Origin of the sequence: Vibrio sp. 1CM8B (genome assembly GCF_023161685.1) — a bacterium.
Lineage (GTDB): Bacteria > Pseudomonadota > Gammaproteobacteria > Enterobacterales > Vibrionaceae > Vibrio > Vibrio coralliirubri.
On sequence record NZ_JALNTU010000008.1, the window covers coordinates 39,542 to 53,651 of the forward strand.

Sequence of the window (14,110 nt, forward strand, 5' to 3'; positions counted from 1 at the left end):
TGCCCTCAAACACTAGGTATTATTTCTTCAGATACCCAACGATATTGAGTTCTTCATCTTTGATTAGAAGTATATTAACACCACACTCATCCATATATTGATATGCCTTATCTACAGATACATTATGTGCAATTGAAAGAGGGTCGACCGATGCATAATCTACAATACTTACATCGAAGATTTCACTTCCAAATTTATCCATAGCTCGTTTTAGGTCTCCATCCGTTATAATAAGAACACTTTCATTTAATGTAGATAAAACGAAACCACTCCTAGAGCTTGCGAGAACAGAAACCACGCCCTTAAAGTCAGACTCTATATCAACAATCGGTACGTTTCTATCCATCACATCAGCTGTTTTGTACAATAGTTTTCTTCCCAAGCTCCCTCCAGGATGAAAACGAGCGAAATTTGTTGGTGTAAACTTATTTTTTTCCATCAAACACATAGCCAAAGCGTCCCCCATTACCAACGTAGCTGTTGTAGATGCCGTAGGGGCAAGCTGTAATGGGCAAGCTTCTTTACGAACATGTGTAGATATATGTACATTTGAATTTAACGCTAAACTGGAGTTTTCATTACCAGTTAAAGATATTATTTTATTATTATTGGATTGTAAAAAAGGTAATAATTGCAAAATCTCGTCTGTTTCTCCAGAGTTTGATAATGCCAAAAAAACATCTTCACTTTTGACCATACCTAAATCACCATGAAATGCCTCAGCTGGATGCATAAAAAAACTTGGCGTACCTGTACTAGCAAAAGTTGCAGCAATTTTTTTACCAATTAGCCCTGACTTCCCCATTCCACATACGATCACTCTTCCGGAGGAAAAGCTAATAATATCAACAGCTTGAGAGAAATTAGCATCAAGACTATCTGATATATCTTTTAGACCAGAAATCTGAATTGAAATCACTTTCTTAGCGAAATTTAACATTTTTTTATCCCATTTTTCCATTATTAATTAAATAGTCTAGAATTTTAATCTTAGAGATCATATATATCAAAAGTGAAAGCAGTAATAGTCGCGATACAAAAATAATAGTATATCCAACCTCAAAACCCACTATATTAAAGGCAGTTAGGAGAACTAAATTTGTGAGGTAATCAAAGCCAATTACCACTATAGAGTTGATACCAAACCATTTAACCCAATAAATAACATATAAGCCTGACCAATAAGATAGTAACTTTGATATTGCAAGAACAATAAAAGAACCAAGACAAGAAAGAACTAAACCAATAAAGACAGGATCACCTAGCTCTCTCTGAGAAATGTCTATGGTCTTTGTTGAAAATTCGTAAAAATACCCATAACACATTAACAAAGGCAATATAAAAATGGCGGCTCTCTTTATAGTAAAGGACAAATCTAGTTTTTTTATAATGATACCCAATAAGTAATAATTAATGGCGACTAATGCTATAGGAACATTAAATGGGGTGATGGGGATGTCTACTTTAGTCAGAATAATCCCGATCACACCTATAAATAATAACGTGATATAGAAATATCTGGGTAATATATTATTAACAGTGAACGATATGCATTCAACAATAAACAAACAGAACAAAAACCATAATGGTGTGGTATAGAAATTACCAACAAGCAGTGGATATCCAGTCAGAGTTCCATAAAGCTTGTCGAGTAGCACTTGGGTAGTTATCGAATAAAAACCGGTAAGAGATGCGGCTATAAAAGGCACTGAACATATAATACCAAAGGTCCATGCAGGTATAACAAGCCGTCTAAACCTTGAATAAATATAATTTTGTGTTTTCCTTCCGTTATTTTTAAAAAGATATCCAGACAAAATGAAAAATGCTGGCATGTGGAATGAATATATAACTTGTCTGATATCTACAGGCAAATAAGGAGAGTGACCAAGCACAACAAGTGATAAACACAAGCCTCGATAAATATCTATAGTACAATCTCTCATAATATCCTTATTAGGAAACTCCATTTTTTCCTTTGATTGAAGTTCTATTTGATATAACTAAAAATGTAAATAGATTTAAAAATGCAAACTCTATCGATATAGCATTATTCATAATAAACCAAATAAAAACCACTATACTAAAAAACAAGAAATCAATGTGGTTCAACAAAAACCTACCGAAAACCGATAATATCGAAAAGACAAGAAAGAAAGCACCTATAAGACCAAACCTCGACAAAAAGTCAATAAACTCAGAATGATGCCCAATTCCGGAATTGTAAACCAAAGTAAAATCGCCTTTAAAGTCGACGTAATTACCACCAACCCCCAAAAATATGTTATTTAAAAATGTCTCCGCACTCAATCGGATCAAATCGAATCTACCTAGGTATTCGGAGTTGCTACTGTCTTGTCCTTCTTTAAAAAATAAATCATTCAGTGCAACAATTCGGTCTGATACAAATTCGGGTAGAATATCAAATTTATGTACAAAATATAAACCAACCACAAAGGCTAGAACGTTAAATATTTTCAACAAAGCCCCACCTCGAACAATGAATGTAAGGGCTAACAAAAAAGAAAATAATAGTAACGAAGTAGTTTTCCCACTCAATATCACATAAATAAGCGTCAGACTGATAACCGTGATCTTTTCAAATTTTCTTATTTTGCAGAAAAAAACAAGGATATATGAAATAAAGCATAAGAACATTACATATATAGTATTACCTAATAATTGTGGCCTATCTGATTCATCTAAAAAGTTGGCTTGGTATAATATTAAAGGATTGTCAATTAATATGTATATTTGCGTTGCTAACATGATAACTGATAAGTAAAGAACGAACCTGCTTAAGATGACTATGTATTTCTCTGAAAATTTAAATTCTAAGCAGAGTATGAAAGAAAAGAAAAATATCAGAAAATTAAAAAGTCTACCATAAGAAGAATTTGAGAAACCAATAACCCATGTTGACGTCAAATACACTAAAAAAATAATTATTATTACACTATGTACTTTAAACCCACTGTAAATAGCTTGTAACAATACACAAGAAATAGTTACAGCAAAAAAACAAGCGAGTAAGCTAACATTTAAATTAGGGATTAGCGCTAGAAATGCAAACACAAATGGGATCGTGCTCTTTACCTTGAAAAAATTACTCATTGTAATATGCTTCGACCTTATCAACTAAATCACGGTGACTATCAAAAACATCTGATTTTTTAGCTAATTCTAACGAGTATTCAGCACTAGCCACAAAACACTTTTTTCTCATTGAAGCACATTCCAATAATGGCATACATAAAGATTCATGCTTTGAAGTAACGACACAGAGAGATGAATTATGTATTAACTTCAAATATTCAATATGACTTGTATTACTCTTGATCATTATCTTTACTCTTTCATTTCTAACAAAATCTGAAATAGTAAAGCAGCCAACAACTAAAATTCTATAATTATGCTTCAAATTTGATTTTAAAAAGCCATTAAGAGTATCAACCACCATTTTATGTGGTTCTCTTCCTCCCAAAAAGAATATATAATCATCAATGTAACTCAAATCAAGGTTTATATTAAATTGAGCATTGTTTGTTGTAGGAATATCATTATAAAAGTTGGGGGCCAACTTTATTAACGACGAACAAAACCTGCTGAGTCTTTTCTTCATAAATTTGGTTTGAACATAGACAGCACTTGGGGGGAATATCATTAGTACAGTTCTGAAATAAAACCACTTGAAAAAAAATGAAACTGATATGCAACTTTTGTTTGAAATCAACTCATGGAAAGAATATGTATAAAATATATTATGCAAAAGCAATATATTATTTTTATTGAACGATGCTATTGGTATGTTATTTATCGAAATCCATTTAATTTTTGGATGAAACAATGCATAAAAAATAACACCGATATAATTTCGGAACACTTTATGACCTTTTGTGTCAATGCTTGCTTCTATATCTTTCTTTCTATTTACCAATATATTTATATCAAAGAAAAAATGAGTAATAAATTTTCTTGCATATAACAATGTCCCTTGACTTCTGCAAAAAGACGCATCACAAACATATTTTGACACCATCTATCTCCGATGAGAACTGTAAAAAATTGAGACGCCCTTGAATAGAACAATTGTATAGTTTTAATTTAGTCTTGGAATTCACAAAATTTTCAATACCGAAAATTATTCGATCTCCTGCGCTTTCATAAGTACTGTCAATTTTGTTAATATTGACAATATTTCTATTATTAAGCTCCTTAGAGTATGATGCATCAACTCCTAATAAATAAACCTCTTCATAACCAAGATATTCTGCCAACTCAATAGCAGAATACACCACAGTATAACCATCTGTTATATATCGAGCCGCATCTTTAGTCTTTTTATAAGTATATGGCAGATAATTATCACAAAAAACATGATCCATAAAATAGTGATTGAATACATAGTTAACATATTTCCTTACTTTCTTATTTTTAAGATAAAGATATGAACTTGATATTATTTTAGAATTAACACTATCTAAATAAGGCTCTATTTTTTCTGAGACCTGTAAGTCTTGTAACATATAATAAGTTGGTGACGGCCACTGACTTTCTTTTATCAATTTCGCATACCCGTTTACTGACAACGTATCTACATGCTTGAATATATCCTTATTTATGCAGCTCAAACTAGGCCCAGTCCCAAGGATGAGTAATTTTTTCTTGCCCGATGCTTTGTGAATTTTTGACAGCGATTTTGAACTTCCAAAATAGTCCAAGCCTATTCTTGCTAATAAATTCAAAAATGCTCTTTTAATAATAGTGATCAAAGCTCTCTCCTTTAAGATCATACCCAATAGATCTTAAGTACTGTTGATTCTTCTGCGACCTTAATATTCTACTTTCACCGCGCATCGCTTTTATCATAGTTATGTCATCGTCACCGATGTTATTTTCCGTGTCAAGAACAATAACTCCGGGTAAATTTGTAACATCTTTGGGATAACCCCGACTAATAATAATAATACAACCTGAACAATATGCTTCTAAAACTATAATGCCCAACCCTTCATACGCAGAAGGAGCCAAGAGAACATCTGTTTTAGATAACAGTACGTTCACATTATTACTAGGTTCAGAAATAGTTACATCAGATTCAAATTGAATTTTTTCTTTAACTATATCTTTCAAACTACCATTGCCTACAAATTGCATCTGGTAATGTTTTTTAAAATATTTATTAAATATATCTAATGCTAGAAGAGGTTGTTTTTGTTTCTCAAGCCTTGCTATAAAGCTCACTCTGTTTCTAAATTTTTCAGAATCAGGCGAGAAATCAGACAGATAAAATGCATTTCTTATCAGTTTATAATTAGAACCAAAAAGCCAATTTCCAGCTTCATGAGTACAAGCAAATTTTAGACAGTTTGATTTCTGGCTAACAAATTTAGTAATATTTTTGTTAATTCCAATATAGGCTGTCTCTTGATTTTTTCTGTAAAAGTTATGACTGTGAAGAACAATTTTTACTTTTCTATCAATTAACTTAATCAGTGTAAATACCACTCCAGACATCTCATTTAAATGCAAGTGAATGACATCAAATTTTTTGTTTCTTATAAAGTTATAAATAAATATGTATTTAGCTATTGCATTAGAGTTCTCGTTTAAAGTTACACTTGAGAATCTTTCCTTGAAAATGTCTACTTGACTTGATTTTTCAGATGATAATGTTAGAACATGGTGACTTAGATTCGTTAATTGAGTGTACCTTAAGATTACTTGTTCTATTCCACCATAACAAATTCCGGGAACTATATGTAGAATATTCATCAAACAAGCCGCCTAGCTAATTCTAGATCTTGATATTCATCAATATCAATAGCTTCGGCATGAGTAACAGTTACCATTTTAGGTTTTTCACCTATTCTTCTTTCACTTTCAATAACATTCCGTCTAAACATGTAGTAACCACTAGTTTCAACCAAAATGGGCTGTAACTTTTGAGTTTGTACAACATTATCTAGATCATAGTTTATTGGTTTACCGTCATACCAACAAAACGTTTTGATTTCTTCAACTGTAAATGCTGAATCGTATTCTCCATTTCTAATAGCACTAATTCCAATCTCGAAGGTTTCAGGCTTTATAAATGGAGACGTCGCATGCACTAATATATATATATCAGCATATATTTCACTAACAAAGCTACTATATATTTCCAGTCCTTTAGTTTCATCACTATCTAAACTCTTACAACGTCGTTTGAGTAATACATTTTTATTTATGCCTTCAATATAAGTCTCGTCAGACGTATATAAATATATATCATCTATTCCATCAACATCGACTAATCGGTCAGTGATATGCTGTACTAAATTCTTCTCCCCTATTACTTGATTATTTTTATCTTTTACACGCTTGCTATTATTTCTTAAAGGAATAAACGCTACAACTTTCAACTGCAACCTCCATATATAAAATTATTTAAAACTTCTAAATGCTATGCCTATTTTATCCTTTTCAGATAAAATGGGTGCTGTTTCTATTGGCCAAGATATTTCTAATTCAGGGTCATTCCAAGCCATTGATAATTCAGCTTGAGGGTTATAATAATCTGTACATTTATAAACAAATTCAGCTTCTTCACTTATTACATAGAATCCGTGTGCAAAGCCTTCTGGTACCCATAACTGTCGCTTGTTCTCTGCTGATAAATATTCCCCCACCCATTGACCAAACATTGGTGAGTCTTTTCTAAGATCGACGGCAACATCAAACACTTCACCTGAAACGACTCTTACCAACTTTCCTTGGGTGTTTTCTGTTTGATAATGCAAACCGCGTAAAATTCCTTTCTTAGACTTAGAGTGATTATCTTGCACAAATTGAGTCGGCTTTCCCGTCACTAGTTCTTCGAATTGCTTTTGATTCCAAGTTTCCATAAAGAAACCGCGCTCATCACCAAACACACTTGGTTCTATGATTTTTACATCAGGAATACGAGTGTCGATTATTTTCATTTTATTATTCCGTATACGCTTGAATATTGTTTAACGCGGCCTTCCAATCACTCGCTTTAACCGAGTAACCTAGAGTTACCTTTTCAGTACTTAATCGAGAATTACTTGGTCGCTTAGCTGGTGTTGGGTATTGGTCGGTAGTGATACTCGTTAAGATCGGCTTTTTATCAAGAACTCCTTGCTCAACTGCAACATCAAAAATAGCATCTGCAAAGTCAAACCAACTCACATGTGGCAAACCCGAGTAATGGTAAACACCGTACTCAACAGCATCACCTTGATTAATGCGCTTAGCTATTTGGATCAATGCATTGGCAATATCACCCGCATAAGTGGGTCCACCAAACTGATCACCAACAATACTTAGTGCATCTCTATTTGCTCCTAAACGCAGCATTGTTTTCACGAAGTTATTGCCGCTCTCACCAAATACCCATGCAGTACGCAGGATAATGTGTTTATCACACGCTTGTGCCACGGCGATTTCACCGGCGAGCTTACTTTCACCGTAAACGCCTTGAGGGTTTGTCGCATCCGTTTCCACATAATCACCGGCTTTATTGCCTTCAAACACATAATCGGTAGAGATATGCAAAATGGCCGCACCAACACTTTGTGCGGCTTGGGCAAGGTATTTGGGACCATCACGGTTTATCGCGTAAGAAAGGTCGACTTCCTCTTCTGCCTTATCAACCGCGGTATGTGCCGCCGCGTTAATAATGATGCTCGGCTTAAACTCAGCAACCGCTGCATTGACTGCATCTTGATTGGTGATATCAAGATGCTCTCTATCAAGCGCTAACACTTCCGTATTCTCATGGCTCGCTAACTGCTCAGTTAAACTTGAACCCACTTGGCCATGGCAACCCGTAATTAAGATACGCATTAACTTACTGCCTTTTTCTGAGTTTCAGTCACTAGACGTGTCAAATACTGACCGTATTCGTTTTTCATCATCGGCTTAGCGAGCGTCAATACTTGCTCATCACTCAGCCAGCCGTTGCGCCATGCGATTTCTTCTAAACACGCCACTTTTAAGCCTTGAACATTCTCAATCGTTTGTACGAAAGACGAGGCTTCATGGAGACTTTCGTGTGTACCTGTATCTAACCACGCAAAACCACGTCCCAATAATTCAACGTTAAGTGAACCATCATTGAGGTACATTTCATTGAGTGTGGTAATTTCTAGCTCACCACGATGAGATGGCTTCACTTGCTTGGCCATTTCCACCACGCGGTTATCGTAGAAATACAAGCCTGTTACTGCATAATTCGACTTTGGTGTATCTGGCTTCTCGTCGATAGATACCGCTTTCATGTTTTCATCAAATTCAACCACACCAAAACGTTCCGGGTCTTTTACTTGATAGCCAAAGACGGTTGAGCCAGACTCACGAGAAGCAGCGCTTTGTAGCGTTTTTGAAAAAGATTGGCCGTAGAAGATGTTATCGCCTAATACTAAACAGACATCGTCTTCACCAATGAACTCTTCACCAATGATAAACGCTTGCGCTAGACCATCTGGGCTTGGCTGAATCGCATACTCAAGATTAATACCGAAATCAGAGCCGTCACCCAGTAGACGCTTAAAACCAGCATTGTCTTCTGGTGTTGTGATAATCAAAATATCTTTAATGCCCGCCAGCATTAATGTCGAGATCGGGTAAAACACCATCGGCTTATCGTAGATTGGCAATAGTTGTTTTGAAACGCCGCGCGTTAATGGGTATAAACGCGTACCGGAACCACCCGCTAAAACAATCCCTTTCATTATTTACTTCCCTTTGATTCAGTTGCTTCTACACCTAGACGCTCACGCTGGTAGCTGCCATCTTGCACGTTTTGACACCAAGTAGAATTGTCTAGATACCATTGCACCGTTTTACTAAGACCTGTTTCAAAGGTTTCCTCAGGCGTCCAACCGAGCTCACGTTGCATTTTGCTTGAATCAATCGCGTAACGGCGGTCATGCCCTGGGCGATCTTGCACATTGGTGATCTGCTCTGCATACTTCGAGTCTTTCGGTACTAACGAGTCTAAGATTTCACAAATCGTGTTCACAACTTCGAGGTTTTTCTTCTCGTTGTGACCACCAATATTGTAGGTCTCGCCCACTTCACCTTCGGTCACGACTTTGTAGAGCGCTCGCGCATGGTCTTCAACAAACAGCCAGTCACGGATTTGATCGCCTTTTCCGTAGATAGGAAGGTCTTTGCCCTCTAGAGCATTAAGAATCACTAACGGGATCAATTTTTCAGGGAAGTGATAAGGACCGTAATTGTTTGAGCAGTTGGTTACTATGGTTGGCAGGCCGTAAGTACGCAACCATGCACGCACTAAGTGATCACTTGATGCTTTTGATGCCGAGTATGGGCTTGATGGCTCATACGAGGTTGTCTCTAAGAACATTGGCAGCGCTGTGCCTTCTGGAACTTCATCAGGGTGTGGAAGGTCGCCATACACTTCATCAGTAGAGATATGGTGAAAACGGAACTCTGCTTTTGCGCCTTCTTCAAGCGTATTCCAATACTCGCGTGTCGCTTCTAACAGAGTATAGGTGCCAACAATATTGGTTTCGATGAATGCCGCTGGGCCTGTGATTGAGCGGTCAACGTGTGACTCTGCTGCCAAGTGCATGACCGCATCCGGTTGGTGCGCTTTAAACACTCGATCTAATTCGGTACGATTACAGATATCGACTTGCTCAAAGGCATAGCGTTCAGACGAATCTACTTCTAAAAGAGACTCTAAATTGCCTGCGTAAGTGAGCTTATCAACGTTGATCACGCTGTCAGAAGTATTATTGATGATATGACGAATAACAGCTGAGCCGATAAAACCAGCACCACCAGTGACGAGGATTTTCATAATATTCTCTTGTAGTATCATGCTTAGAACACCTCACGAACGTGAAGATGCTGTTTGTATATGAGGAATTTAATCACACAAACATCTCAGTAATATTAAAGGCACTGAGACACTTTTTATTCATTTTGAGACAGTCGATTCTCGCCTATCCCTTATAAAACCTAGGTTTTGCTTACTTTTTAAAAACCGCCCCAATAGGCCGCCAAAGCCGCTTTCAACCTTTCGGCTTGCCGCAACTTTTTAACTTGCTAGCCACCCACATTTGGGTACGCTACCGCCCTTAGGTTTGGCTCCTAAAAGCAATAGTCACAATTTGTTCGCTTTATGCGGTTTTCATACGGTTTTAAATATGCGGAGCATTCTAGCAAAGTAAGTGCATATTAACCAGTTTGAAATTGACTCTGGCATGACAAACAACTCACCACGCATTCAGCCACCGGAAGCATTGTACGTCTTGCAGGTACTGAGTGCCTATGTGGTAGCGGTTTTCTTGTGCTGCGTCGCAGTAGCGCTTTTCTATATCAATGAAAATGTTGCCGTTGCGGTACAGCGAGACGAAGCTCGGGTTATTGTTTACCGTCAATAACGCTTTAATCTCGGTGCGTGTTAGCCCTTGTGGGTAATGGTTAACCAGCAGTTTCAAGAACTCGCCAATGCGCCCTTCCACTCGCGCTATCTCTTTTTCTAAAATGGTGACTTTTTCTTCCGTTGTCAGTTTTTTTAGGCTGATATCGTCCATTTGCCCTCTCCCTAATTCTACTTTTGTTTCTTGACGTTTTTTGTCTGTATTCGCGCTTGGTCTGCCCTAGCCTTTTGGTTTCCTAAGATCTTGGTTTTCTAAGCTATTTTTTTTAATAGCTTTGGCTGTGTGAACAAGCGCTTCATCTGTGAAAAATTGAATGGTCACTTTTTAGAATCCGTGCAGGGCGATTTGGATTGAACTAGGGCCTTGATACGAGCTTCGAACGGATTGGTGGTGCTTTTGGCTTTGTAATCCGCTAGGGCCTGAGAGACAGGTGTGGGTTGTTTGGGATCCATGGGCTTGGTTGCCGCTTCCTTGGTCGATGTAGAAGCAGAAGCCCTTGCTGATTTAGCCGTTCTTGTTTGCTTAGCCGCTCTAGCTTGCTTAAAGACTGGCGATGAGTCTCGCTTCGCTTTAGCTTGGGCGCTTCTTCTTAGCCAGCCATTCACAAAGTGGCCAATATGCTCAAAGGGTTTGCGCTTATCGGGGTTGATGTACAGCCAGGCTTGCATGGCATGCAGTTCTTGCAGCACATCTAACTTGGGGTAGATGCGTTCTAATATGGTGGTGAACTCATGATAAATCGGCGCGCTGCCCTCTTTGGTGAGCAGGTGAATCACGGCTTCATTCTGTTGGCTTATGGGGTTTGTGACGTTGGTTTTAGGTGTCGAGATCTCATGTTGTTCAGAACCGCTTGGGGGTTCAAGCACAGCGGTGTCATCCAAGCTGCCGTTTTTCAAGCTCAACTCTGTTTTATGTTCTTTATGAAAGATTATGTGTGCCAGGTGATCACTCTCCGTGTTGGATCTTGAGTCACCCAGGGGAGTGTCTGAATGGTCGGTTTTCTGCGCCTGTTCTGTCTTCTGGGGATATTCCGACGAAGCTGATGGTAAACCTGCTTGTTCTGCATTGGCATTCTCTTGATTCGCTTGGCCTAGATCGGTCTGCTGAATGTGGCTGTCGCTGGGAAGGCGCAGCTGATATATGTTGCTGCGCTGGCGTCCTGAATCATCAAACCGCTTTATCCGCTTCACAAAACCTTGCTTTTCGAGCTCGTTAACGTGTCGTTTCACGGTTCTTACCGACACTTCACAATATTGCGCCAAGTAATTGAGGGAAGGAAAACACACGCCGCGCGCGTCTGCGTTATCGGCTAATTTCAATAACACTAACTTGCTTATTGGCGAGCCGGTTTTTAAGGGGATAAAAGAAAGAATAAGAGAAACACACATGGTTAACGCTCCTTGTTAAATGACCATTCGTACTGAAATCCATTGATTTAAAGGGCATTAACAACACTTTTTGGCGCTTTAGGGGCGAAAGGCTTATGAGATAAGTTGTAAGAAAAGATGTTTGGTTAATCGACTCGGATAGATATGCAACATCAACCTTATTAATCAATGACTTTTCGAAGCACCTCTCACTTTTCTGCGTTCCTCTGTTTTCGCGCTATTCCCGCCAACCCCAATCAAGAATGTTGAAGTACATTGCCCTCCCCATGCAGCAATAAGGTGCTTAATGAAGGCGATAGTTTCTCTTTTTATTTCAGCGTATCAACCCGGTATGGCGAGCATCGAGTGCCACGCTAACTCCCTCATTCAGTCACGCCAGCCGTTACTTTTTAGTGATAGTGATGGGTCTGGCCAAGTACTGAGCTATGAAGCCGGCGGTTATAAAGAAAGCCAAATGGAAGGTTGTTATTTTGATGAGGATGAATGCGGTGACGCCCCCAGCTATGAGGATATTTGTTGGATGATCAGCCGAGCACGGCGCAGGCAGCCACTGGGTTATTACGTGATGTATTTACATTATGTAAACCACCACTCTGGTTATGCCAAAACCGTAGCAGCGAGTTTGCGGAAACACATCGCATTGCACCCTGATTTAAAAGAATCGTTATCAACGTATTTAACCGCCTATTTACAACAACACGAGGATTTATTTTGTCAAACACTCCACCAGCAACTGATCGAGTTCCACACCAGCCGTTAGCAGCGCCTGTTTTACAAGAGCGGGCTTACACCAAAGAACGAATTGATTCGGAAGAGCAGGCTAGCAAGGTGGAGCTTATCCCCTCGTTAGAGCCTTGTTTACCTTCAGCATCCTATTCTTTCAGTCTCGTTTCGGTTCTACTCCGTTTACCTCATTGCCCGCCCTATTCCTTTATTACAGTGCATTGCAGCGCCACGCCGCCACAGCAAGATGTAGGCGTAGCCGAGATTCGCCAATGGCATAAAAAGAGAGGCTGGCGCGATGTGGGGTATCACTTTGTTATTCGTCGCAATGGGGATGTCCAATTGGGCAGGCCGCTGTCGCAAACCGGCGCGCATGTGAAACGACACAACAAGGGCAATATTGGGGTTTGTTTGGTTGGCGGTTGTAATGCCGAGCTGCAACCAGAAGATAACTTCACACTTGCGCAGCGCAAGGCACTGTTTGGTTTGATGGCTGCACTGCAAGAGCAGTTCTTGATTTCAGATGAGAATGTTAAAGGGCATAAAGATTGGGGCGTGAATAAAGCGTGTCCTGTTTTGAAGATAAAAGCTTAAGAGCTTGAAAGCAGATGCGGGATGCGAGTAAACGAGATGCGAAAAGCTTAAAGAGCAGTAGCGGGATTCGGGTAAGCGAGATGCGAAAGGCTTGAGGAGCAGATGCGAGTGACGGGTAAACGGGATGCGAAAAGCAGGAAGAGCAGTAGCGGGATTCGGGTAAACGAGATGCGAAAGGCTTAAGAGCGGATGCGAGTGGCGGGTAAACGGGATGCGAAAAGCTAGAGGAGCAGATGAGGGTGGCGCGAGAAGGAGTAGCGAAGAGACTAAAAGCAGATTCCAGATACTTCGTTCCTCGCCTCTAAAGCAACAGAATGGCGGAATGACGGAGTCGTGGGATTATTAACTTAATAAAAGTAGTCGTCATTCCCTACAGTGAGGGACGAACGTGATAGGGAATCTAATTCAACGGATAAATGGCGGAGGAGAGGTCTCGCTAAGATTGTCGAACCATAAGGTTATACATGCGGTTAAAGCCAATCAATCAACCAAGGAGCAGTATGACATTGTTCGGAAGAATATTCGGGAGCCAGTCTTCTATTAGCAAGGGGTTAGATGCACTCACCAACACAGGAGATGCGATGTTTTTTACTGATGAAGAAAAAGCGAAGCACAAGCTGGCACTGCTTAAAGCGTATGAACCTTTTAAGTTGGTACAACGCTACATTGTGTTGTTGTTCACCATACCTTATGTGGCACTGCATGTGATGGTAATTCTGGGCTGCATGCACGGCTACGATTGGAAGCCATTGGGGGAAATGACCAATGAGGCGTTTGGTTATCCGGTGTTAGCGGCTATTGGATTGTATTTAACGGGTGGCGTGGTGAAGAAGTAGATGCGAGTGGATAAAACATAGATACGGGTGACGGGTAACGAGATTCGAAGAGCGGAAAAGCAGAGATGGATATTGGATAACGTCTGAACTCGCCACCTATTAGATTCCGTCATTCCAGAATTGAGGGACGAAATATCTGGAATCTCAA

16 protein-coding genes are annotated in these 14,110 nt (G+C 39.1%); 3 read left to right on the forward strand and 13 right to left on the reverse strand.

Features of this window, described 5'->3' with window-relative positions; translation table 11 throughout:
• Window positions 1–19: 19 nt before the first annotated feature.
• The 13 genes from MSG36_RS16010 to MSG36_RS16070 all read right to left on the reverse strand — a co-directional run bounded on the left by MSG36_RS16010 (window position 20) and on the right by MSG36_RS16070 (window position 11,809).
• The gene (locus MSG36_RS16010) at window positions 20–961 is read right to left on the reverse strand and encodes a KpsF/GutQ family sugar-phosphate isomerase (RefSeq protein ID WP_248368749.1); all 942 of its coding nucleotides are present in this window, start codon (window positions 959–961) and stop codon (window positions 20–22) included.
• On the reverse strand, window positions 945–1,970 hold the full coding sequence (locus tag MSG36_RS16015) for an acyltransferase family protein (protein WP_248368750.1): 1,026 nt from the start codon (window positions 1,968–1,970) through the stop codon (window positions 945–947). The genes MSG36_RS16010 and MSG36_RS16015 overlap by 17 nt, the downstream gene beginning before the upstream one ends.
• A complete protein-coding gene (locus tag MSG36_RS16020; RefSeq protein WP_248368751.1) occupies window positions 1,957–3,075 on the reverse strand; it encodes an O-antigen ligase family protein in 1,119 nt (372 codons plus the stop codon). Before MSG36_RS16020 ends, MSG36_RS16015 begins: the two co-directional genes overlap by 14 nt.
• Before the next feature lie 31 nt (window positions 3,076–3,106).
• On the reverse strand, window positions 3,107–4,036 hold the full coding sequence (locus tag MSG36_RS16025; RefSeq protein WP_248368752.1) for a hypothetical protein: 930 nt from the start codon (window positions 4,034–4,036) through the stop codon (window positions 3,107–3,109).
• Window positions 4,017–4,772, reverse strand: a complete 756-nt coding sequence (locus MSG36_RS16030; RefSeq protein ID WP_248368754.1) for a 6-hydroxymethylpterin diphosphokinase MptE-like protein — start codon at window positions 4,770–4,772, stop codon at window positions 4,017–4,019. Before MSG36_RS16030 ends, MSG36_RS16025 begins: the two co-directional genes overlap by 20 nt.
• Window positions 4,756–5,775 carry a glycosyltransferase gene (locus tag MSG36_RS16035; RefSeq protein WP_248368756.1) on the reverse strand — a complete coding sequence of 340 codons (1,020 nt, stop codon included), beginning with the start codon at window positions 5,773–5,775 and terminating at the stop codon, window positions 4,756–4,758. The genes MSG36_RS16030 and MSG36_RS16035 overlap by 17 nt, the downstream gene beginning before the upstream one ends.
• Complete coding sequence (locus MSG36_RS16040) at window positions 5,775–6,404, reverse strand: acylneuraminate cytidylyltransferase family protein (RefSeq protein ID WP_248368757.1); 630 nt, start codon at window positions 6,402–6,404, stop codon at window positions 5,775–5,777. The genes MSG36_RS16035 and MSG36_RS16040 overlap by 1 nt, the downstream gene beginning before the upstream one ends.
• A gap of 21 nt (window positions 6,405–6,425) precedes the next feature.
• Complete coding sequence (rfbC, locus tag MSG36_RS16045; protein WP_248368760.1) at window positions 6,426–6,965, reverse strand: dTDP-4-dehydrorhamnose 3,5-epimerase; 540 nt, start codon at window positions 6,963–6,965, stop codon at window positions 6,426–6,428.
• A gap of 4 nt (window positions 6,966–6,969) precedes the next feature.
• Complete coding sequence (rfbD, locus tag MSG36_RS16050; RefSeq protein WP_248368763.1) at window positions 6,970–7,851, reverse strand: dTDP-4-dehydrorhamnose reductase; 882 nt, start codon at window positions 7,849–7,851, stop codon at window positions 6,970–6,972.
• Window positions 7,851–8,738 carry a glucose-1-phosphate thymidylyltransferase RfbA gene (gene rfbA / locus MSG36_RS16055; RefSeq protein WP_248368766.1) on the reverse strand — a complete coding sequence of 296 codons (888 nt, stop codon included), beginning with the start codon at window positions 8,736–8,738 and terminating at the stop codon, window positions 7,851–7,853. The genes rfbD and rfbA overlap by 1 nt, the downstream gene beginning before the upstream one ends.
• Window positions 8,738–9,835 (reverse strand): dTDP-glucose 4,6-dehydratase, encoded by a 1,098-nt coding sequence (gene rfbB / locus MSG36_RS16060; RefSeq protein WP_248368769.1) that lies wholly within the window; start codon window positions 9,833–9,835, stop codon window positions 8,738–8,740. The genes rfbA and rfbB overlap by 1 nt, the downstream gene beginning before the upstream one ends.
• Window positions 9,836–10,253: 418 nt before the next feature.
• Entirely contained in the window at window positions 10,254–10,574 is a 321-nt protein-coding gene (locus MSG36_RS16065; RefSeq protein WP_248368772.1) for a hypothetical protein, read from the reverse strand.
• 164 nt (window positions 10,575–10,738) lie between these two features.
• Window positions 10,739–11,809, reverse strand: coding sequence for a helix-turn-helix domain-containing protein (locus MSG36_RS16070; protein ID WP_248368774.1), 1,071 nt, complete (start codon window positions 11,807–11,809; stop codon window positions 10,739–10,741).
• Window positions 11,810–12,095: 286 nt separating this feature from the next.
• Here MSG36_RS16070 and MSG36_RS16075 point away from each other — a divergent pair, with 286 nt between their 5' ends.
• The 3 genes from MSG36_RS16075 (at window position 12,096) to MSG36_RS16085 (ending at window position 13,962) form a co-directional block, all read left to right on the forward strand.
• Window positions 12,096–12,569 carry a hypothetical protein gene (locus tag MSG36_RS16075; protein ID WP_248368777.1) on the forward strand — a complete coding sequence of 158 codons (474 nt, stop codon included), beginning with the start codon at window positions 12,096–12,098 and terminating at the stop codon, window positions 12,567–12,569.
• On the forward strand, window positions 12,521–13,126 hold the full coding sequence (locus tag MSG36_RS16080; RefSeq protein WP_248368779.1) for an N-acetylmuramoyl-L-alanine amidase: 606 nt from the start codon (window positions 12,521–12,523) through the stop codon (window positions 13,124–13,126). The genes MSG36_RS16075 and MSG36_RS16080 overlap by 49 nt, the downstream gene beginning before the upstream one ends.
• A gap of 500 nt (window positions 13,127–13,626) precedes the next feature.
• Window positions 13,627–13,962 (forward strand): hypothetical protein, encoded by a 336-nt coding sequence (locus tag MSG36_RS16085; protein WP_004733275.1) that lies wholly within the window; start codon window positions 13,627–13,629, stop codon window positions 13,960–13,962.
• Window positions 13,963–14,110: the final 148 nt, after the last annotated feature.